Raw genomic sequence first — 21,108 nt, forward strand, 5'->3', positions numbered from 1 at the left:
CTTTGCAAGCCGTCGCGGCCCTTGCTCACGTCGTTGACCTTGATCCAGGCCAGCCCCTTGGCGCCGTAGATCTTGACGAACTCGGTGTAACCGTCGATCTCGCCGCGGCTCATCTCGGAGCCGCCCGGCACACGCAGCGCCACCACGCGGCCGCCCGGCGTGGTGGCCGGCGCGCTGAAGACCTTGAAGTCCACATCGGCCATGACATCGGTCAGTTCGGTGAACTCCATGCTCACGCGCAGGTCGGGTTTGTCCGAGCCGAAGCGGTGCATGGCATCGGCGTACGCCATGACCGGAAAGTCGCCCAGGTCGGTGTTCAGCACGGTCTTGAAGATGTTGCTGATCATGCCCTGGAACATGTCGCGGATTTCCTGCTCGCCCAGGAAGGACGTCTCGATATCGATCTGCGTGAATTCAGGCTGGCGGTCAGCGCGCAAATCTTCGTCGCGAAAGCACTTGGTGATCTGGTAATAGCGGTCAAAGCCGGCCACCATCAGCAACTGTTTGAACAGCTGCGGGCTTTGCGGCAGGGCAAAAAACTGGCCTTCATTGACGCGGCTGGGCACGAGGTAGTCGCGCGCGCCCTCGGGCGTGCTCTTGGTCAGCATCGGGGTTTCAATGTCGATGAAACCATTGGCATCGAGAAACTTGCGCGTTTCCATGGCCACGCGGTAACGCAGCATCAGGTTGTTCTGCATGTAGGAGCGGCGCAGGTCCAGCACGCGGTGCGTGAGGCGCGTCGTCTCCGACAGGTTGTCGTCGTCGAGCTGGAACGGCGGCGTGACGCTGGGGTTGAGCACAATCAGCTCATGGCACAGCACTTCGACCTTGCCGCTTTTCAGGCTGTCGTTGGTCGTGCCTTCAGGGCGGGCGCGCACCAGGCCCTTGATCTGCACGCAGAATTCGTTGCGCACGCCTTCGGCGGTGGTGAACATGTCGGCACGGTCGGGGTCGCACACCACCTGCACGTAACCTTCGCGGTCACGCAGATCAATGAAAATCACGCCGCCATGGTCGCGCCGGCGATTCACCCAGCCGCACAGGCTGACGCTCTGGCCCATCAGGCTCTCGGTCACCAGACCGCAATAGTTTGAACGCATGGGAGCAACTTGTGTTTCAGCGATAGCCATAAAATACTCGAACTTTCAGCGCCTGTTGCGCAGTGATGCAATCTAGCCTTTTACAGGGGCGGATTCAGGGGTGGGGCGGCGGGCCGGGAGGGAACAACAACGCCCATGGAAATGACATAGGTCAGAGCCTGGTCAACACTCATTTTGAGTTCAATGCACTCGGACTTCTTAAGCATCACGAAATAGCCGCCGGTGGGGTTGGGCGTCGTCGGGACGTAGACACTCAGGTAGTCGCCGGGCAGATGGTTGACCACATCGCCGCCCGGCAACCCGGTCAGAAAACCAATGGTCCAGACGCCTTCGCGCGGCCACTGCACCAGCAGCGCCTTGCGAAAAGCGTGGCCGTTTTCTGAAAACACCGTGTCGGACACCTGCTTCACGCTGGAGTAGATGGACCGCACGATGGGAATCCGGCTCAGCAGCGCATTGCCCAGAAGCACCAGCTTTTTTCCCAGGAAATTGCTGGCGATGGCGCCCATCAACAACACAATCACCAGCGTCAGCAGCACGCCAAAACCGGGAATGTGCAAACCCAGCAGCCGGTCTGGATGCCAGGCAACGGGAAGGATCAGCAAGGTCTGATCCAGCACGCCAACAATCCAGTCGAGTACAAACAAGGTGATCGCCAGAGGCACCAGCACCAGCAGTCCGGACAGAAGCCATCGGCGAATGGAGCTCATCACTAAACTTTGGTGGAAGAGTCGCCGCTGGCACCCTTGCTGGCGGGCGCTGCAGGCGTGGATGCGGGGGCTGCTGCGGCAGCAGCGCTGGCAGGAGCAGGCGCGCTGCCGGAATCCGACGTTTTGCCGTCTGAACCGCCCGCCTCTGATGCTTTTGCATCAGCAGGTTTTGAAGCCTGCGGCTTGCTGTCGCCGCCCCGGAAATCAGTCACATACCAGCCCGAGCCCTTGAGCTGAAAGCCGGCTGCCGTGACCTGTTTCTTGAAGCTGGGTGTTCCGCATTGCGGGCAATCCGTCAGGGGCGCATCCGACATTTTTTGCAAGACGTCCTTGGCGAACCCGCAGGACTCGCATTTATAGGCGTAAATAGGCATAGGGCTAGAGGTTCTGTCTTGGGATTTTCCGCCTGCAAAATGCCTGGCGGCGCAAAGCCTGCAATTATAGGGCTTGCCCCGCGCCATCAGCCTGGCGGCGTTGCCCATCCAGCAGGAGCGCGTAACTTGGCAAAGTCCCGCTTCAGAACACGCGAACCCTGAACACCCACTGCATCACCATCAGCCCCAGCACAAATCCCAATCCGCCATAAATCAGGCCTTGCAGCAGTTTATTGGTCCGCTTTTGCTCGGCCAGCAATTCGTCCAGCTCACGGCGGTTGATGCCCGGCGGCGATTTCAGATACTGCGTCAGCAACCGCGGCAAGCCAGGCAACAGCTTGGCATAGGTGGGCGCTTCGGCCTTGAGCTGAGCCAGCAGTTTTTCGGGGCCCACCTGCTCCAGCATCCACCGTTCAAGAAAAGGCTTGGCAGTGCTCCAGAGGTCAAGGTCCGGATCAAGCTCGCGTCCCAAGCCTTCAATGTTGAGCAGGGTTTTTTGCAGCAGCACCAGTTGTGGCTGGATTTCCACCTGAAAACGGCGCGAGGTCTGGAATAGCCGCATCAGCACCATCCCGAGCGAAAGCTCCTTCAGGGGACGGTCGAAGTAGGGCTCACAGCAGGTGCGGATGGCCGCCTCCAGCTCGTCCACGCGGGTTTTGGCAGGCACCCAGCCCGACTCGATATGCAGCTCGGCAACGCGCTTGTAGTCGCGCTGGAAAAAAGCACTGAAATTTTGCGCCAGGTATTCTTTGTCGACCTCGGTGAGGGTGCCCACAATCCCGAAATCGAGCGAAATATAGCGCCCGAATGTTTCCGGTGCCAGGCTGACCTGGATATTACCCGGGTGCATGTCGGCATGGAAAAATCCGTCACGAAACACCTGGGTGAAAAAAATGGTCACGCCGTCGCGCGCCAGCTTTTTCATGTCCACACCCGCATCGCGCAGGCGCTGGGTCTGGCCGATAGGCACCCCTTCCATGCGCTGCATCACCATGACATCGGGCATGCAGTAGTCCCAAAACATCTCCGGAATCATCACGAGATTCAGGCTCTGCATATTGCGGCGCAGTTGCGCGGCATTGGACGCCTCGCGCACCAGATCGAGCTCGTCATGAAGGTATTTATCAAACTCCGCCACAACTTCGCGCGGCTTGAGGCGTTTGCCATCGGCCGATGAGCGCTCCACCCAGCCAGCCATCATGCGCATCAGTGCCAGGTCTTTTTCAATCGCAGGCCGCATATTGGGCCGCAACACCTTGACCGCCACCTCGCGGCCATCGGGCAGGGTGGCGAAGTGAACCTGGGCAATCGAGGCGCTGGCCACGGGCTTGTGCTCAAAGGTTGCAAAGATGCGATCCAGCGGCCGGCCAAAGGCCTTTTCAATGATGGCAACGGCAACGATGGAATCGAAGGGCGGCACACGGTCCTGAAGCCGTGCCAGCTCGTCCGCGATATCCGGTGGCAACAAGTCCCGGCGCGTTGACATCACCTGCCCGAACTTGACGAAAATCGGACCCAGCCTTTCAAGCGCCTCGCGCAGTCGCTCGCCGCGCGGGGCCTTCAGATTTCGCCCTGTTGAGACGATGCGGGTCAAGACACGGATCCAGGGCTTTTCAAAGCTCGACAGCACCAGCTCGTCAAGACCGAAGCGCAGCACCGTCCAGACGATGAAAAAGCCCCTGAATATCCGGGTCATGCAGAGGCCTTCGTGGTGGAACTGGCCCCCACGCTGGTCGCTTCGGATTCTGAGCGGCTGTCGCCGGCCCCCGTGCTGGTCGCTTCGCGTGCGGCGCTGCCCCCCGAGGGGGCGGAACTTGCCTGGGGCGGCCCGGCGCTGCGTTCACTTGCCCCCACGCTGGTCGCTTCGCGTACTGCGCTGCCCCCCGAGGGGGCGGAACTTGCTTGGGGCGGCCCGGCGCTGCGTTCGGGCGCGGGGCTTGAAAACGAGGACGAGGTTGATGCCGGAGTGAGTGGCCCCTGAACCAGAAACTGCTTCAGGCCGCTCAGCAAACGCCCGGCCACATCGGCCAGCGCATGGGCGGGCGCATCACCGACCAGGCGGGACAGATCTTCTTCCGCATCCCAGCGGAGATTTTCGGCCAGCCATCCCAACTCGGCGGCCAATTGCACGTCGCCGTCAATCTTGACCGGAGGGGGTTTGCCGGCCAATACCGACTGCACCAGCACGAGGGGTGAAGCGCTGGCCACCGACAGCAGCAGGTCAGGCTTTGTGGCAGGTGGCGCGCGGTCTACCAGACCCGCCGGGGTGACGACCAGATAAAGCGCGAACACGCCCCATTGGATATGAACCACGCGACCTTTTTGACGCAAAAGCCGCTCCTGGGCCTGCTTTTCCTGCATCAGGACATGGTTTAGAAACAGCACCAGACGCTGCTGCCCTTCATCCACCACCCAGGCGGGTGGCTGAAAACGGCCGGCGATGGACGCCAGGGAGGGAAAAGGGGACGTGTTATTCATAAGCCCCCGATTTTGCAGGATAAAAAAAGCTTTTCCCTCCGCACGTCCGTCACTTCCCCGTCACTTTGTAGACTTCAGCATCCCGTAGAAGCTGTTGATGCCCATACCCTTGCGGCGCGCGCCAGCGGGAAAGCGCCCACGCGCCCCGCCAGCATGAATCAGCTCACTGCAGCGCTTGCACGCCAGCCACCAGCCAGCCGCCGCTGCCGACGCGGGGCTTGGTCATGTTCCAGACTTCGCGGAAAGGGCTGGCGCCTGCAGAGGCGTCTTCACGGATCATGCCGGAGAACTCCACGCTGGCCATGTAGACGTCGCTCAACTCTTCAATGCCCAGCAGCTGTGCATCGATCATCACGACCTCGGTTTTATTGGGCACGCCGCCGGTGTGCGATTCGCGGTCCGCCAACTGCGTTTTGATCTGCGCCAACATGTCGTCCGTCATCATGGCGCGCAAGCTCTGGATGTCGGAATGGTCCCAGGCGTCTTGCAGCGTCACGAAATTGGCTTTGCAGGCCTTGAGGAAACCCTCGGTATCAAACCCTGCAGGCACACCCCAAGTCTGGGCCCCCAGCAATGCCGACCCGATGACGGACCCTCCGGCGGATGCTGCGGATTCGCTCTTGTTGGCATCAAAGGCCATGCTGCTGCGCTCCCACGGACGGGCTGACGCGTCATTGCCTACATTTGCAGGGCTGTAGCTCTTGGGCGTATCGGCACTTCCTGCGCCCTGAAAAGCAAACGGCGGCTGGGTGCGTGTTGCACCGGGACTGTTTGCCGCCCCGCCTTTGAGCTTGCGCATGACAAAACCGATCACCACCATGACCACCAGCGCCAGCAAGGCAAACATGATGATCTGACCGAAGGCGCCACCCAGGCCCAGCGACGACGCCAGCCAGGCCAGCCCCAGACCTGCAGCCAGGCCACCGAGCATCGCGCCCCAGGGTTTCTTGGGCGCTGCAGCAGCACCGGCTGCTGGTGCTGCGTTCTGGGTTGGCGGCGTCGCCTGGCGCGGCGTCACGTTGGTCGATTGCCGGCCGATCGAGCTGCCGCCCCCCATGCGTTTAGCTTCTGCGGGCGAGCCCGCCAAAAGCATGCCTGCTGTCAATACAGCAGCCAGAATTCCAGACCAAAGTCTCATAACGTCTCCTCTATTTAAAATTAACACTTGATTCCAACATGCAACGCCACCACGCCGCCTGCCATGTTGTGATAGTCCACATGACCAAAACCACTATTGCGCATGAGGGCTTTCAGCTCTTCCTGCCCGGGATGCATGCGAATCGACTCGGCCAGGTACTGGTAGCTTGAATCGTCATTGGCCACCAGTTTGCCGATCTTGGGCAATACCTTGAAGGAATACCAGTCATAAATTTTCTCCAGCGGCTTGGCCACTTTGGAAAACTCGAGCACCAGCAGCTTGCCGCCAGGCTTGAGCACCCGGTTCATCTCGCGCAGCGCATCTTCCTTGTGCGTCATGTTGCGCAGCCCGAAAGCCACCGTGACCAGGTCAAAACTGGCATCGGGAAACGGCAATTTCTCAGCATCACACACCAGCGTCGGCAGGCTCACACCGGCATCCAGCAGCCGGTTGCGCCCTTCCCTGAGCATCGCTTCATTGATGTCGGTGTGCACGACACGCCCGCTGGCGCCCACCTTGGGCGCGAACGCCAGCGACAGGTCACCCGTGCCGCCCGCGATGTCCAGCACCTGCTGGCCCTCTTTGACGTTGGCCACCAGCACGGTGTAGGCCTTCCAGGCCCGGTGCAGTCCCATCGACATCAAGTCGTTCATGACATCGTACTTGGGGGCTACGGAGTCGAACACGCCGCGAACGCGACGGGCCTTGTCCTGCTCGTCAACTGATTCAAAGCCGAAATGGGTTCTGGTCATAAAGTGGATGCTAGAGGGCAAAGCCCGGATTGATTGCGACACCCCTGTGGAGGTGCGGGGTATTGCCAAATTTTATGTTGGAAAAACAACAATGACCCGTCGCTGTTTCACCTCGCCTGAAGCGACGGATACGGGGAATATTCTCGGGATAACCTCAGTGATTGCCACAGGCATGCGCACTCGCGTCGATCATGAGCGCGTCACGGTTCTGGCCGGCCGCCTCAAGCCGCCGCGTGTAGTCGTCCCACAAGCGGCTTTGCTCCGACCCCAGGAAGTACAGGTAGTCCCAGGAGAAAATGCCACTTTCATGACCATCGGAGAAAACCGGCTTGACCGCGTAATTGCCGGTGGGCTCCAGCTCCACCACATTCACCTCGCGCTTGCCGGTCTGCAATACCTCTTGCCCCGGACCATGGCCCTGCACTTCTGCGGACGGTGAGTAAACACGCATCAGCTCAAACGGAATCCGGAATTGGGCGCCGTCCGAAAAAACGATTTCGAGAATACGCGACTGGCTGTGAAGCGTCAGTGCCGTGGGCGTCGGTGCGCCTGCTTGAAGACCTGCCATGGTGATAAATCACTTTCAGAAAAATAAACAATTCGGGCGCGTCAACGCGCCAGTTCTTCGGCCATCAGCCGGTTGACATCCCGGCAGCGCGCTGCCAGCAACGCCAGCTTTTCCACCTCCAGCGGGCGCTGCGGCGCGCTCCAGACCGGCGCCGGAAAATGGCTGTCCCAGTCGAAGCGGGCAATCACATGCCAATGCAGATGGGGCACCATGTTGCCCAGCGCCGCCAGGTTGATCTTGCGGGGCTGCAACTGGGCACGCAGTACCCGCTCCACCGTCACGACGGCGTTCATGCAGGTCTCGCGTTCAGCCGGCGAGAGATCGGAAAACTCGGCCACATGCGGGTTCCAGACCACGCGATAAAACGCCGGAAAACCCGCCTCGCTGGCCTGGATGATGCGCAGCTGCTCGTTGCGAAAAACCAGCAGGCCGCCGTCGGTTTCACACAGGGGACAAGTGTCGGCGTCCATGGCCGCTTAAACCAGAACCCGTTCGATACCGCCATGGTTGGCCGCGTCCACATAAGCCGGCAGCCATTCCTTGCCCAGGATCTGGTTGGCCATTTCCACCACGATGTAATCGGCCTCCAGCAAGCCATTTTTCATGTCGTCGCCGTAGCGCGACAGGCCTTGCAGGCAACTCGGGCAGCTGGTCAGTATCTTGACGTTTTCCTTGTCGCCCAAGGCGCCCGAAGCCCGCAGGTCGGCTTCGCCTTTTCGAAGTTCCTCTTCCTTGCGAAAGCGGATCTGGGTCGAAATATCGGGCCGCGTCACGCCCAGCGTGCCCGATTCGCCGCAGCAGCGCTCGTTTTTGAGGACGTTGTCGCCGAGCAAGGCCTTGACGGTCTTCATCGGCTCCTGAAGCTTCATCGGGCTGTGGCAAGGATCATGGTAAAGATAGCCCTTGCCAGGTTCATCGGTCCGCAGCGTGATGCCTTTTTCCAGCAGGTACTCGTGAATATCAATGATGCGGCTGCCCGGGAAAATCTTCTCGAACTCATAGCCCTGCAGCTGGTCGTAGCAGGTGCCGCAACTGACCACCACGGTCTTGATGTCCAGGTAATTAAGGGTGTTGGCCACACGGTGGAACAGCACCCGGTTGTCGGTGATGATCTTGTCGGCCTTGTCCAGATCGCCGCTGCCGCGCTGCGGATAGCCGCAGCACAGGTAGCCCGGCGGCAGCACGGTCTGCACGCCGGCATGCCACAGCATGGCCTGCGTTGCCAGGCCCACCTGGGAAAACAGCCGCTCAGACCCGCAACCCGGGAAATAAAACACCGCTTCGGTTTCAGCCGTGGTGTTCTTCGGATTACGGATGATGGGCACGTAATCCTTGTCTTCAATATCGAGCAAGGCCCGCGCGGTCTTCTTGGGCAGGCCGCCCGGCATTTTCTTGTTGATGAAGTGAATCACCTGCTCTTTGAGCGGTGCTTTGCCGACCGTGGCCGGGGGCTTGGCCGTCTGCTTGCGCGCCAGGCCGCGCAGCAAGTCGCTGGCCAGACGCTGGGCCTTGAAGCCGACGTCGACCATGGCGCTGCGCATGAACTTGATGGTTTGCGGATTGCTCGCATTGAGAAAAAACATGGCAGCGGCGTTGCCCGGCCTGAAGGACTTCTGGCCCATCTTGCGCAGCAAGTTGCGCATATTCATGGACACCTGGCCAAAATCGATATCCACCGGGCAAGGGCTCAGGCACTTGTGGCACAGCGTGCAATGGTCGGCCACATCCTCAAACTCTTCCCAGTGCTTGATGCTGATGCCGCGCCGGGTCTGCTCCTCGTACAGGAAGGCCTCGATCAGCAGCGAGGTCGCCAGGATCTTGTTGCGCGGGCTGTACAGCAGGTTGGCACGCGGCACATGCGTGGCACACACCGGCTTGCATTTGCCGCAGCGCAGGCAGTCCTTCACGCTGTCGGCGATCGCGCCAATGTCGGACTGCTGCATGATCAGCGACTCATGGCCCATGAGGCCGAAGCTCGGCGTGTAGGCATTGGTCAAATCGGCCGGCAGTGCTTTTCCATTCAGCGCCAGATGCTCCTGATTCCGTAGCAGCTTGCCTTTGTTGAAGCGGCCTTCCGGATCGACCTTCTGCTTGTATTCGGTGAAGGGACGCAGTTCCTCGTCGGTCAGGAATTCGAGTTTGGTGATGCCTATGCCGTGCTCGCCGGAAATCACGCCGTCGAGTGAGCGCGCCAGCACCATGATGCGCGCGACCGCTTCATGGGCGGTTTGCAGCATTTCATAGTCATCGCTGTTGACCGGCAGGTTGGTGTGCACGTTGCCGTCACCGGCATGCATGTGGAGCGCCGCCCAGACGCGGCCCTTGAGCACGCGCTTGTGGATGGCCCTGCATTCCTCAAGAATCGGCAAAAACGCCCCACCGCTGAAGATGGCCTGAAGCCGGGCCCGCATCTGGGTTTTCCAGCTGGCACGCAGCGTATGGTCCTGCAGCTGCGGAAACAGTGTTTGCACGTCCTGCAGCCATCCGGCCCAAAGGGTGCGCACTTCGGCAATCACTTCCAGCGCCTGGGCGACCCGGTCTTCCAGCAACTCGGCTGAAGGAATGTCGTTGGCGTCGTCCGACTTGCCCAAAGGCAGGCTGCCCTTGCGGAAAAACGCGTCCAGCTCGTCACACAGCCTGATCTTGTTGCGCAGGCTCAATTCAATATTGATACGCTCGATGCCGTCGGTGTATTCGGCCATGCGCGGCAGCGGGATCACCACGTCTTCGTTGATCTTGAAGGCGTTGGTGTGCCTGGAAATGGCTGCGGTGCGTTTGCGGTCCAGCCAGAATTTCTTGCGCGCTTCGGGACTGATGGCCACAAAGCCCTCGCCGCTGCGAGAGTTGGCGATGCGCACGATTTCGCTGGTGGCACGGGCAACCACGTCCGCGTCGTCTCCGGCAATGTCGCCAACCAGCAGCATCTTGGGCAGGCCGCCTCGTTTGGACTTGGTGGCATAGCCCACGGCGCGCAGGTAGCGGTCATCCAGATGCTCCAGGCCCGCCAGAATGGCGCCGCCGCGCTTTTGCTCGGCGAACATGAAATCCTTGATTTCGACAATGCTGGGCACGGCGTCTTTGGCGTTGCCAAAAAACTCCAGGCAGACGGTGCGGGTGTGCGCGGGCATGCGGTGCACAATCCAGCGCGCGCTGGTGATCAGGCCGTCGCAGCCTTCTTTCTGGATGCCCGGCAGGCCGCTCAGGAACTTGTCGGTGACGTCCTTGCCCAGGCCTTCCTTGCGGAAAGTCTTGCCCGGGATATCCAGCCGTTCGGTGCGCACCCGGGTCTTGCCGTCGGCTTCAAAGTACTGGAGTTCGAAACTGGCCATTTCGGCGTCGTGAATCTTGCCCAGGTTGTGACCCACGCGAGTCACTTCCAGCCACTGGGCGTCGGGCGTCACCATGCGCCACGAAGCCAGGTTGTCCAGTGCAGTGCCCCAGAGCACGGCCTTTTTACCGCCCGCATTCATGGCGATGTTGCCGCCTATGCAGGATGCTTCAGCAGAAGTCGGGTCCACCGCAAACACGAAACCGCCCCGCTCGGCCGCATCGGCCACGCGCTGCGTGACGACGCCGGCTTCGGTCCACACGGTCGCCACCGGATTCGCCAGGCCAGGCAGCGACACCATCTCTACCTCGGTCATGGCTTCGAGTTTTTCGGTGTTGATGACCGCCGACTTCCAGGTCAGGGGAATAGCGCCACCGGTGTAGCCGGTACCGCCGCCGCGCGGAACAATCGTCAGGTCCAGCTCAATGCAGGCCTTGACCAGACCGGCCATCTCGGTTTCGGTATCGGGGGTCAACACGACGAAGGGGTATTCCACGCGCCAGTCGGTCGCGTCGGTCACATGCGAAACGCGTGACAAGCCATCAAACTTGACGTTGTCCCTGAGCGTCAACTTGCGCAGTTTGCGCTCCGTCTGGCGACGAAGGGCAGCCATTTCTTCAAACGAGGCAGAAAAGCGGCTGACCGCGCTCCGGGCGGCCTCCAGCAACTCGCCAACGATGGCATCGCGCTGATTGTCCGCATCGGGCGTTCGGCGCTTTTCAACCTCGGAGAGGCGGTGCTGCAACGCATCCACCAGCAATTTGCGGCGCTTGGGATTCTCCAGCAAGTCATCCTGCAAATAAGGGTTGCGCTGAACCACCCATACATCGCCCAGCACCTCATACAGCATGCGTGCAGACCGGCCGGTGCGCCGCTCGTCGCGCAGGCGTTTCAGAAGATCCCAGGCCCTTGCACCCAGAAGGCGAATGACGACTTCGCGATCGGAAAAGGAGGTGTAGTTGTAGGGAATCTCGCGGATGCGGGCTTCGTCATGCTTTGCGTCATTCGCAAAAACATTTAATTCTTGAAAAGTAATAGGAGCGTTCATTGTGAAAAAACAGCCGCTTCGGACCGACCTCCAGCGCTGCTGCGCTATGTTACCGCAGCGCCATATTCGGGGGTGAGCGGGATCCAATGACCTCATGAAAACCCCGATTGTCCAAAACCCCCAAAATTGCTTGAATACTTTTGTCCCAAAAAAATTTTTACACGGCCTCTTTTTTGGCGCCGCCACCGGCCCGCGTCTCCGAGCACCCAGATGCCCCTGGAAGTCACCGCCAAGCACTGGCCCTACCCGTTCTGGATTGCGCACCGCGGCGCCGGACGACTCGCGCCGGAAAACACGCTCGCGGCCTTCCGGCTGGGCGCGCAGCACGGCTACCGCATGTTCGAGTGCGATGCCAAACTCAGTGCCGACGGCGTGCCGTTTCTCATGCATGACGCGACGCTCACGCGAACGACCGATGCGCGCGCGCGCCTGGCGGCGAACACCAGCGCGGTGGGCGGCGAGCATGCCTGGTCTGAGTTGTCGCAACTCGATGCGGGCAGCTGGCACTCGCGCGCCTATGCCGGCGAGCCGCTGCTCACGCTGGACAACGCTGCGCGCTTTTGCCGCGCCAACGGCCATGCGCTGAACATTGAAATCAAGCCCACGCCCGGCACCGAGCGGCACACGGGCGAGGTGGTGGCCGCTCACGCGGCGCGCCTGTGGCAGGGTGCCGACCTGCCGCCGCTGCTGAGCTCTTTCTCGCGCGAGGCGCTGGAAGGTGCACGCGACGCCGTCCCCGGCTTGCCGCGCGGCCTGCTGCTGGACACGCTGTGGGCCGGCTGGCTGGAATCTGCGCGCGCGCTGGGCTGCGTGGCCGTGGTCTGCAACCACGCGCTGTGGGACGCGTCCAGCGTGGCCCTGGCCCAGGGTGCCGGATTGCGGGCCTTGAGCTACACCGTCAATGACGAATGGGCCGCCCAGCGCCTCATCGCGCTGGGCACGGACGGCATCATCACCGACCGGGTCGATCTCTTCAGCCCGTCTTGAGCGTCACCCCCCTGGCGCGGACAAGCCAGCGATTTCATTGATCCAGATCAAGCGACCTGCGCGGAGCAGCTGCTTTCGCGACGGCCAGCTATTTTTTCCAGCCGCCCAGCTGCCACCACTGGCTGGTGGCGGTGGCGAGTACCAAGCCGACATAGGTGAGCATTTTTCCGTCTCGGCCCAGCAACACCAGCCCGGCCACCAGCACCAGCACACCCACTACAAAATTGATAGCTGCCTGCACCCACCAGGATTTAATATTTTGTCTTTTTGATCTGAAAAATCCAAAAAACAGATGCGGCAAAACCACCAGCAGCAAAGCAAGCAGCGCAGCAGGCGCCATGAAATTGAGCAGGTGGTTGATCAGCAGGTAAGCACTCATGACAGCCATTAGAAAGTCGACAGGGAACCCGACAAGACGCCTGAAAGCCGCCTGTAAAAAAGCCCTCAAGGGAGATTGATGGAGGCCGTGCCCCTTCTTGCCGACTTCAATTTTATAATCAGCGAATGTCAGTCTGGACCTTAGGGCTAAACCATCACACCGCACCCCTCGATTTACGCGGGCGATTCGCCTATGCCATGGACCAGATCGAGCCGACCTTGCGTGGCCTGCGGGCGTCGCTTGCACGCCAGCCCGAAGCGGCGCTGCTGTCGACCTGCAACCGTACCGAGATCTACTGCGCTGGCGACCACAGCGATCTGACGCACACGCTGGAGTGGCTGGCGCACAGCGGCGGCGTCTCGCCCGAGTTGCTGCGCGCGCACGCCTACACCCTGCAGGGCGACCAAGCCGCCCGCCACGCCTTTCGGGTGGCCAGCGGGCTCGATTCCATGGTGCTGGGCGAGCCACAGATTCTGGGCCAGATGAAAGATGCTGTGCGCGCCGCCGAAGACGCGGGCGCCATGGGCACCACGCTGCACCAGCTGTTCCAGCGCTCCTTTGCCGTGGCCAAGGAAGTGCGCACCAGCACCGAGATTGGCGCGCACAGCATCAGCATGGCGGCGGCTTCGGTGCGGCTGGCGGGCCAGCTGTTTGAGGACCTGAGTGACATCAAGGTGCTGTTTGTCGGCGCCGGTGAAATGATTGACCTGGCGGCCACCCACTTTGCCGCTAAAACCCCAAAAGCCATGGCGATTGCCAACCGCACGCTGGAGCGCGGCGAAAAACTTGCCAGCCGCTTTGGTGCCGAAGTCATGCGCCTGGGCGATTTACCCAGCCGCCTGCACGAATTTGACGCCGTGATCAGCTGCACCGCCAGCACCTTGCCCATCATTGGCCTGGGCGCCGTAGAGCGCGCGGTCAAGCTGCGCAAGCACCGCCCGATGTTCATGGTCGACCTGGCGGTGCCGCGCGACATCGAGCCTGAAGTCAAGGAGCTGCCCGATATTTACCTCTACACCGTGGACGACCTGGCGCATGTGGTGCAAACCGGCAAGGACAGCCGGCAGGCGGCGGTAGCGCAAGCCGAGGTCATCATCGATGCGGGTGTGCAGAACTTCATGCACTGGCTGGGCCAGCGGCGCAGCGTGCCGCTGATCCAGCAACTCAATGCGCAAGCCGACGCATGGCGCGCGCAGGAGATCATTCGGGCCAAAAAACTGCTGGCCAGAGGCGAGCCGATAGACGCGGTGCTGGAAGCACTGACGCGCGGCCTGACGCAGAAAATGCTGCACGGCGCGCTGGCCGAACTGCACGCTGGCGACGCGCAAAGCCGCGAAGCCACGGCGCACACCGTGTCCAAACTGTTTTTGCGCGGCCAGTTGCCCAAAGAACACAAAGAGCGTTAGCGCCGGGGCTACTGCTTTGGCGCCGCTGCCCTCGCTGGCGGCGCCTGCCCCTTTGCTGGCGACTTCGCCGGCCTGTTCTCCTTATTTTTTGGCCTTCACGGCGCCCCACATCTCATGAAACCGTTTCTTCGTCATACCCTGGACCGCCAGCTTCTGCGGCTGCATGAGCTGGACGCCCTGCTCTCCGCCAGCGACGTGGTGAGCGACCTGGCGCGCTTTCGCGCCTTGACCCGGGAACATGCCGAAACCAGCGTGCTGGCCGCGCAATACAGCCAACTCACGAGCCGCGAAGCCGACCTGGCCAGCGCCGAAAGCATGCTGCTCGAAGCCAAAGCCGATCCCGAGATGGCTGGAATGGCCGAAGAAGAGATCGCTGCCGCCAAAGCCGATATTGCAAAGCTGGACGAAGTTCTGCAGCTGATGCTGATCCCCAAAGACCCGGATGACGCACGGGCGGCGTTCATCGAAATCCGTGCTGGCACGGGTGGCGATGAATCAGCCTTGTTTGCGGGCGACCTGTTCCGCCTGTACACCCGGTTTGCCGAGCGCAACCGATGGCAGGTCGAGGTCATCAGCGAATCGCCTGGCGAACTGGGCGGCTACAAGGAAGTGGTGCTGCGCATCGACGGCCCGCCGGATGCGATGGGCGTGGGCGTCTACGGCAAGCTGCGCTTTGAGTCGGGCGGCCACCGCGTGCAGCGCGTGCCGGCGACCGAAACCCAGGGCCGCATCCACACCAGCGCCTGCACCGTGGCCGTGCTGCCCGAACCCGATGAAGCCGTGGCGATCCAGATCAACCCGGCTGATTTGCGGATTGACACCTACCGCGCCAGCGGCGCGGGTGGCCAGCACATCAACAAAACCGATTCGGCGGTGCGCATCACGCACATTCCGACCGGCATCGTGGCCGAATGCCAGGATGACCGCAGCCAGCACCGCAACAAGGCCAAGGCGCTGCAGGTGTTGTCGGCCCGCATTATCGAAAAAGACCGCTCGGCGCAGGCCGCCAAGGACGCGGCCATGCGCAAGGGCCTGATCGGCAGCGGCGACCGCAGCGACCGCATCCGCACCTACAACTTTCCGCAGGGCCGCCTGACCGACCACCGCATCAACCTGACGCTGTACAAGCTGCTGGCCATCATGGAAGGCGACCTGGACGACGTGGTGACGGCGCTGCAGGTCGCGCGAGGTGCCGAGATGCTGGCCGAACTGGAAAACGCCTCAGCGCATTGACCGCATGAATTTTATGCATGAAATCAGCCTAAACCCAAATAACCACGGTAATTAGCAGCTATTATTTTTATAGCAACCATCAAGACACTGCAATGAACCAGCCCACTTGCGCACAGGCCTTGCTGGCCGCCAAAACCCTGGGATTGGAGCGGCTGGACGCGCAGCTGCTGCTGTTGCACGCGCTGGACAAGCCCAGCGATGCCCGCGCCTGGCTGCTGGCGCACGACACCGACGTACTGAGTGACGAAGTCGCACAGCGATTTCTCGCCTTGAGCTTGCGCCGGGCCAGCGGCGAACCGCTGGCCTACATCGTCGGCTACAAAGAGTTTTTCGGTCTGACGCTGCAAGTGGACGCCCGCGTGCTGGTGCCCAGACCCGACACCGAAACGCTGGTACAGTGGTCGCTGGACCTGCTGCAAGCGCCCGGCATGCCGCCAGTCCCTCGCGTTCTTGACCTGGGCACCGGCAGCGGCGCGATTGCGCTGGCAATTGCGCACAGCCTGCGGGCCGCTGGCCGCCAGGTCCAAGTCCTGGCCGTGGACGCGAGCGCTGACGCACTGAGCGTCGCCCGTGAAAATGCCCGGCGGCTGGAACTGGAACTGGCATTCATCCAGAGTTGCTGGCTGCAGGAAGTTAGCGGGCTTTTTCACCTGATTGCCAGTAATCCGCCCTACATCGCCAGTTCCGATCCGCACTTGGCCGCCCTGGTACACGAGCCGCTGGAGGCGCTCACCGCAGGTAACGACGGGCTGGACGACCTCAGGCAGATTGCCGGCCAAGCGCCCGGGCACCTGCATCCCGGCGGCTGGCTTTTGCTGGAGCACGGTTACGACCAGGCCGATGCGGTGCGCCAGCTGCTGGCCCAGCACGGCTTTTTGCAGGTTCAAAGCCGCCGGGATCTGGCGGGCATCGAACGCTGCTCGGGCGGACAATGGCCGGCTTGACGGGTGAATAAGAACCGAACCAGGGACAACCCCAGCCCGACACCGGCCATCAAACGGCGAGATAATCGCCTAATTGCATTCCGGTTTGCAGCGTCCATGTATGAGAAACAGACCGCTAACCACCTTTTAAACCTGATACGGCCCCGTTCGGCCCACACCTGAAGGATTCCACCATGAGCAGTACCGCCCCCACCCAGCAACGCATTGAGCAGATCGTCAAATCCAGTGAGGTCGTGCTGTTCATGAAGGGAACGGCTCAATTCCCGATGTGCGGTTTTTCAGGACGTGCCATCCAGCTGCTCAAAGCCTGCGGCGTGAGCAAGCCCGCCACGGTGAACGTGCTGGAGGACGAAGAAATCCGCCATGGCATCAAGGAATACAGCAACTGGCCCACCATTCCCCAGCTCTATGTGAAGGGCGAATTTGTGGGCGGCTCCGACATCATGATGGAGATGTACGAAAGCGGTGAACTTCAGCAGGTGCTGGGCGCACCGGCCGCCTGAAGCCCAAAAACTTAACGCTCAGCCGGGGCATTTTTCCTGGCGGAGGGGTTAACGCTTAACGCGTATAGCCTGCGCAGGCACCGGCATTCACGCCGCCCTTGCATTCACGCTTGAGGCGGGTGCTGCGTTCCCCGATTGTTTCCTCGGAGCCGCGCAGGAACGTGACCTTGCCAACCTGTCCTTTGGTGGCAGGCGTAGTGGTCTTTTTCTTGGCCTTGGCCTTGGCTTTTGCGGGCTGGCCCGCAGGTTCCGCCGCGAGCGCCTGGGGGCTGCCCATCAGCAAACCAGCCACTGCCAGCAAAGCCATTACCGGCCGGATGAACGAAATCTTCATTACTGTCTCTCCCTCTGTTGAATCCGCTGGAGCGCCTCTGGCTTTTTCAACCAAACCGAACGCCGTCTAACGCACTTTCGGGTCGCCATGGGGTTCGTCATCGGGCGGCGCATCTGCAGGCAAACGAAAACCTTCGCTGGCCCACGCGCCAAAATCGATGTTTTTGCAGCGTTCGCTGCAAAAGGGGCGAAAAGGATTGCTGGGCGCGTAAATGCTTTTTCCGCCGCAGCCTGGGCACACCACTATCTTGACGGGTGAAGGGGCTTTATCGTTGTTCATGGCGGTCAGGTTCTTCAACAGCGCGGGACAGATCAAGCGGTGCGCTCAGGCGCACAGCGTCAACTCGAACGTCGAGTCCTCGGTACTCGCGTGCAGCCGGTCATCGCTTTCGTGGCGCATGAAGCGTACCGAAACCATCAGACGGTTGCCGCTGATTTCCGGAATCAGCCCCAGTGCGGGGTTGATATGCAGGCGCAGCAGCTGAAAAGTGCGGCCCTGAGGCAGCGTCTGCTGGTATTGCCCGACTGGCGCCACCACTTTTTGCGGGGCACCGGAATCGCGCAACAGCCTCAACAACACGCGTATCGATTCGGCCAGCGGCACCAGTGGGGCGACCCAGCGCTGCAGGTCTTGCTGGCGCGCGGTGGCAGGCAGGTGCTGCCAAGCGTAGTAGGCCGGCAAATCAAACTCACAAGTTCCCCCTGGTATGCCCACGCGGCTGCGAATACTCATGAGCCAATCATTTTCAGTCAATGACTGCCCGGCTTTTCCCGGAAGATTGCTCAAGGCTGCAAAACAGACTTCGAGCTGGCCGGTCACCTTGTCAAGCACGGCCTCTGAAATGGCCGGGTTGCCGCGGTAGCCGTTGAGGACATGTTTCTGCTTTTCGAGGTCTTTCAGTACATCGGTTTTCAAATCCGCCCGGCTGCCCACGTCCATGATCTCAAAAATGGTCGTGATGGCATAGTGGTGATCGGTCGGACTCTCCCGCTCCACCAGCTCACCCAGACGACGGAACAGATGCTCGAGTCGCAAATAAGTGCGTATTCGTTCGTTGAAAGGGTATTCGTAAAGAATCACAGTGCTAATTTCGTCAGCTTCATTGAAGAGGGTTGATCAACATCATAGCCCGAAGCGCAGGCCAAGCTGACGCACCAGCAGGGCCAGTACCTCCAGCGATAAACCATCGTTAAATACGCAGCTGTCGGCCGCTGCCAGCCTTTGCGCACGGCTGGCTTGTCCGGCCATGATTTTTTCTACCGCCTCCTGTGTCCAGCCATTGCGGGCCATGACCCGGGCGACCTGGGTCGCTTCGCTGCAGTCAACCACCAGCACATGGTCGACCTGCTGCCGCCAGCGCCCGGACTCCACCAGCAACGGAACGTCAAAAACGATGCAGGCCCCGCCCTTGACCGCCTTCACGGCTTGCTCGGACTGGCGCATCGCTTCCCGGCCTACCAGCGGGTGAATGATGGCCTCCAGCCGCTGCCTGGCGGACGGATCGCTGAAGGCGAGCTGCCGCATCCGGTCACGGTCCATCACGCCGTCGGCCGTGATGAGATCGTCACCAAACTGCCTTGCAATTTCTTGAAGGGCCGCCCCGCCCGGCGCCGTGACCTGCCGGGAAATGGCATCAGCATCGACCAGAGTGGCACCTCTGCCCACCAGCAAGCGGGCCACCGTGCTTTTGCCGCTGCCTATGCCGCCGGTCAGACCTATGCGTCGAGTGCTTGCCATTTACAGGGCCTCACCCCGCATCACAAGCCAACGAACTGCAGAATCGATTGAGGCCCGAACACCAGGGCCGTGAAACCCGCACCGGCCAGGAAAGGACCGAACGGCACGTAGCCGCCCTCGCGCAATCCACTGGAGAACTTCATCGCGAGACCTATGATGGCACCGATCACGGAGGCCATCAGGATCATGGGCACCAGCGCGGGCCAGCCAAACCAGGCGCCCAGTGCCGCAAACAGCTTGAAGTCCCCGTAACCCATGCCTTCCTTGCCCGTCACCAGCTTGAATGCCCAGTACACCCCCCACAAGGAAAGATAGCCAGCAACCGCACCCCACAAGGCAGTGTACAAATTGACGGCAGGATTCCACTGCAGCGCAGCAACGATCAACCCGGCCCACAACAAGGGCAAGGTAATGTCATCCGGCAACAAGGTCGTGTCCCAGTCAATCAGGGCCAGCACCAGCAGCGCCGCAGAGAACCCGCACCAGGCCAGCGCGATCGGCGACAAGCCCCAACGCCAGACGCAAAAGAAGAACAAGCCGCCGGTCACTGCTTCCACGATGGGATAACGCAAGCCATAGCGCGTGCCGCACACCGAACATTTGCCTCTCAGGAACAGGTAGCTGACGATGGGCATGTTTTCATACCAGCGCAGGACATGGCCACAGCTGGAACAACGCGAACGCGGTGCCAGCAGATTGAATTTTTCGGCCGGCGCCAGGGATTTTCCAGCCATCTCGGCGCACTCTCCTGCCCACTGCCGCTCCATCATCTTGGGCAGGCGGTAGATCACCACGTTGAGAAAGCTTCCGATCAGCAAGCCCAAAAGACCGGCCAGCACAGCATTGACTTCTGGCGCCAAACCCGTTTCCATCAAACGACTTGGCCCAGCTTGAAGATGGGCAGGTACATGGACACCACAATACCGCCAATCAGCGTACCCAGAAACACGATGATGATGGGCTCCATCAGGCTGGACAGCCCCGCCACCATTTCATCCACTTCGGCCTCATAAAAGTCGGCCGCCTTGCCGAGCATGTGGTCCACCGAGCCGGACTCCTCGCCGATGGCGCACATCTGCAGCACCATGGTGGGAAACAGATTGGCATTGCCCATGGCCGCGGTCAGGCTGGTGCCGGTCGAGACTTCCTGCTGAATTTTTTCGGTGGCGTCGGCGTACAGCGAATTACCCGATGCGCCACCCACGGAGTCCAGGGCTTCGACCAGGGGAACGCCTGCCGCAAACATGGTGGACAAAGTGCGGGTCCAGCGTGCAATCACCGACTTTTCTATCAGGGTGCCAAACACGGGGAGCTTGAGCAGCAGCCGGTCCATGACTTTTTGCATCTTTTCATTGCGCTTCCAGGCCTGCATGAAAAAATAAAGCCCGCCGCCTATGCCCCCAAAAATCAACCACCAGTACGCCACAAAAAACTCGCTGAGCGCAATCACAAACAGGGTAGGCGCCGGCAAATCCGCACCAAAAGAGGAAAACACCTCCTTGAAGGCAGGGATCACGAAAATCATGATCACGGCGACCACCACAAACGCCACCACGACCACCGAAATGGGGTACATCAAGGCCGACTTGATTTTCGATTTGATGGCCTCGGTTTTTTCCATGTACACCGCCAGGCGATCCAGCAGGGATTCCAGAATACCGGCGGCCTCGCCCGCCTCGACCAAATTGCAGTAGAGCGCATTGAAATACAGCGGGTATTTGCGAAATGCGGCACTCAAGGAGGTGCCCGTCTCCACATCGGTGCGCACATCGTTGAGCAGTTTTGTAACACTGCCATTGGGATTGCCGCGGCCCACGATGTCAAATGACTGCAGGAGCGGCACACCGGCTTTCATCATGGTGGCCAGCTGGCGGGTAAAAATGGCAATGTCCCGGGGTTTGATGGACTTGCCGGCGCGCATGCGGCGCTTTTTGATTTTGGTGGGCAACACGCCCTGTCGGCGCAAAGAAGACTTGACCTGGTTTTCTCCAGCGGCACGGATTTCGCCGCGAACCTGTTTGCCCCCCCTGTCCTTGCCTTCCCATTCAAAAACAAATTCCTTGACGCCTTTGGATACTGCAGTTGCCAT

Annotated in this window: 22 protein-coding genes; 5 read left to right on the forward strand and 17 right to left on the reverse strand. The window is 60.9% G+C overall.

The genetic code is table 11. The features are described 5' to 3' along the window. From aspS to Q8K05_RS17250, 10 genes are all read right to left on the reverse strand, one after another. The coding region (gene aspS / locus Q8K05_RS17205) for an aspartate--tRNA ligase (RefSeq protein ID WP_370868898.1) at window positions 1-1,100 on the reverse strand (1,100 nt) is incomplete at its 3' end. 80 nt (window positions 1,101-1,180) lie between these two features. Beyond that, window positions 1,181-1,810, reverse strand: a complete 630-nt coding sequence (locus Q8K05_RS17210) for a DUF502 domain-containing protein (RefSeq protein ID WP_305247832.1) — start codon at window positions 1,808-1,810, stop codon at window positions 1,181-1,183. A gap of 2 nt (window positions 1,811-1,812) precedes the next feature. Next, window positions 1,813-2,184: an FmdB family zinc ribbon protein gene (locus Q8K05_RS17215; protein WP_305247833.1), complete on the reverse strand. Its 372-nt coding sequence runs from the start codon at window positions 2,182-2,184 to the stop codon at window positions 1,813-1,815. Between the two features lie 142 nt (window positions 2,185-2,326). Beyond that, on the reverse strand, window positions 2,327-3,880 hold the full coding sequence (gene ubiB, locus Q8K05_RS17220; RefSeq protein ID WP_305247834.1) for a ubiquinone biosynthesis regulatory protein kinase UbiB: 1,554 nt from the start codon (window positions 3,878-3,880) through the stop codon (window positions 2,327-2,329). Then, window positions 3,877-4,662, reverse strand: a complete 786-nt coding sequence (locus Q8K05_RS17225; protein WP_305247835.1) for a hypothetical protein — start codon at window positions 4,660-4,662, stop codon at window positions 3,877-3,879. The genes ubiB and Q8K05_RS17225 overlap by 4 nt, the downstream gene beginning before the upstream one ends. 163 nt (window positions 4,663-4,825) lie before the next feature. Beyond that, window positions 4,826-5,800 (reverse strand): Tim44 domain-containing protein, encoded by a 975-nt coding sequence (locus Q8K05_RS17230; protein ID WP_305247836.1) that lies wholly within the window; start codon window positions 5,798-5,800, stop codon window positions 4,826-4,828. A gap of 20 nt (window positions 5,801-5,820) precedes the next feature. Next, the gene (gene ubiE, locus Q8K05_RS17235) at window positions 5,821-6,552 is read right to left on the reverse strand and encodes a bifunctional demethylmenaquinone methyltransferase/2-methoxy-6-polyprenyl-1,4-benzoquinol methylase UbiE (RefSeq protein ID WP_305247837.1); all 732 of its coding nucleotides are present in this window, start codon (window positions 6,550-6,552) and stop codon (window positions 5,821-5,823) included. 154 nt (window positions 6,553-6,706) lie between these two features. After that, window positions 6,707-7,120 (reverse strand): DUF971 domain-containing protein, encoded by a 414-nt coding sequence (locus Q8K05_RS17240; protein WP_305247838.1) that lies wholly within the window; start codon window positions 7,118-7,120, stop codon window positions 6,707-6,709. Between the two features lie 41 nt (window positions 7,121-7,161). Then, the gene (locus Q8K05_RS17245) at window positions 7,162-7,590 is read right to left on the reverse strand and encodes an HIT family protein (RefSeq protein ID WP_305247839.1); all 429 of its coding nucleotides are present in this window, start codon (window positions 7,588-7,590) and stop codon (window positions 7,162-7,164) included. A gap of 6 nt (window positions 7,591-7,596) precedes the next feature. Further along, the gene (locus Q8K05_RS17250) at window positions 7,597-11,496 is read right to left on the reverse strand and encodes an FAD/FMN-binding oxidoreductase (RefSeq protein WP_305247840.1); all 3,900 of its coding nucleotides are present in this window, start codon (window positions 11,494-11,496) and stop codon (window positions 7,597-7,599) included. A 210-nt stretch (window positions 11,497-11,706) separates the two neighbouring features. Between Q8K05_RS17250 and ugpQ the strand changes: the two genes are divergently transcribed. Next, on the forward strand, window positions 11,707-12,483 hold the full coding sequence (gene ugpQ, locus Q8K05_RS17255) for a glycerophosphodiester phosphodiesterase (RefSeq protein ID WP_305247841.1): 777 nt from the start codon (window positions 11,707-11,709) through the stop codon (window positions 12,481-12,483). Window positions 12,484-12,571: 88 nt separating this feature from the next. On the opposite strand, the gene Q8K05_RS17260 is transcribed toward ugpQ, so the two are convergent. After that, entirely contained in the window at window positions 12,572-12,862 is a 291-nt protein-coding gene (locus tag Q8K05_RS17260) for a hypothetical protein (protein WP_305247842.1), read from the reverse strand. Window positions 12,863-12,987: 125 nt separating this feature from the next. Here Q8K05_RS17260 and hemA point away from each other — a divergent pair, with 125 nt between their 5' ends. The 4 genes from hemA (at window position 12,988) to grxD (ending at window position 16,948) form a co-directional block, all read left to right on the forward strand. After that, window positions 12,988-14,268, forward strand: a complete 1,281-nt coding sequence (hemA, locus tag Q8K05_RS17265; RefSeq protein ID WP_305247843.1) for a glutamyl-tRNA reductase — start codon at window positions 12,988-12,990, stop codon at window positions 14,266-14,268. A 114-nt stretch (window positions 14,269-14,382) separates the two neighbouring features. Beyond that, on the forward strand, window positions 14,383-15,501 hold the full coding sequence (gene prfA / locus Q8K05_RS17270) for a peptide chain release factor 1 (RefSeq protein WP_305247844.1): 1,119 nt from the start codon (window positions 14,383-14,385) through the stop codon (window positions 15,499-15,501). 92 nt (window positions 15,502-15,593) lie between these two features. Beyond that, a complete protein-coding gene (gene prmC, locus Q8K05_RS17275; RefSeq protein WP_305247845.1) occupies window positions 15,594-16,445 on the forward strand; it encodes a peptide chain release factor N(5)-glutamine methyltransferase in 852 nt (283 codons plus the stop codon). A 173-nt stretch (window positions 16,446-16,618) separates the two neighbouring features. Then, a complete protein-coding gene (grxD, locus tag Q8K05_RS17280; RefSeq protein ID WP_305247846.1) occupies window positions 16,619-16,948 on the forward strand; it encodes a Grx4 family monothiol glutaredoxin in 330 nt (109 codons plus the stop codon). 55 nt (window positions 16,949-17,003) lie between these two features. Here grxD and Q8K05_RS17285 read toward each other — a convergent pair whose 3' ends face one another. The 6 genes from Q8K05_RS17285 to Q8K05_RS17310 form a co-directional block, all read right to left on the reverse strand. Beyond that, on the reverse strand, window positions 17,004-17,282 hold the full coding sequence (locus Q8K05_RS17285; RefSeq protein ID WP_305247847.1) for a hypothetical protein: 279 nt from the start codon (window positions 17,280-17,282) through the stop codon (window positions 17,004-17,006). Between the two features lie 66 nt (window positions 17,283-17,348). Beyond that, entirely contained in the window at window positions 17,349-17,561 is a 213-nt protein-coding gene (locus Q8K05_RS17290) for a DNA gyrase inhibitor YacG (RefSeq protein ID WP_305247848.1), read from the reverse strand. 45 nt (window positions 17,562-17,606) lie between these two features. Next, window positions 17,607-18,362 (reverse strand): cell division protein ZapD, encoded by a 756-nt coding sequence (zapD, locus tag Q8K05_RS17295; RefSeq protein ID WP_305247849.1) that lies wholly within the window; start codon window positions 18,360-18,362, stop codon window positions 17,607-17,609. A 42-nt stretch (window positions 18,363-18,404) separates the two neighbouring features. Beyond that, window positions 18,405-19,019 carry a dephospho-CoA kinase gene (gene coaE, locus Q8K05_RS17300; RefSeq protein WP_305247850.1) on the reverse strand — a complete coding sequence of 205 codons (615 nt, stop codon included), beginning with the start codon at window positions 19,017-19,019 and terminating at the stop codon, window positions 18,405-18,407. Between the two features lie 20 nt (window positions 19,020-19,039). After that, a complete protein-coding gene (locus Q8K05_RS17305; protein ID WP_305247851.1) occupies window positions 19,040-19,891 on the reverse strand; it encodes an A24 family peptidase in 852 nt (283 codons plus the stop codon). Beyond that, the gene (locus tag Q8K05_RS17310) at window positions 19,891-21,108 is read right to left on the reverse strand and encodes a type II secretion system F family protein (protein WP_305247852.1); all 1,218 of its coding nucleotides are present in this window, start codon (window positions 21,106-21,108) and stop codon (window positions 19,891-19,893) included. The genes Q8K05_RS17305 and Q8K05_RS17310 overlap by 1 nt, the downstream gene beginning before the upstream one ends.

It is taken from the genome of Polaromonas sp., from assembly GCF_030682935.1.
Classification (GTDB): domain Bacteria; phylum Pseudomonadota; class Gammaproteobacteria; order Burkholderiales; family Burkholderiaceae_C; genus Polaromonas.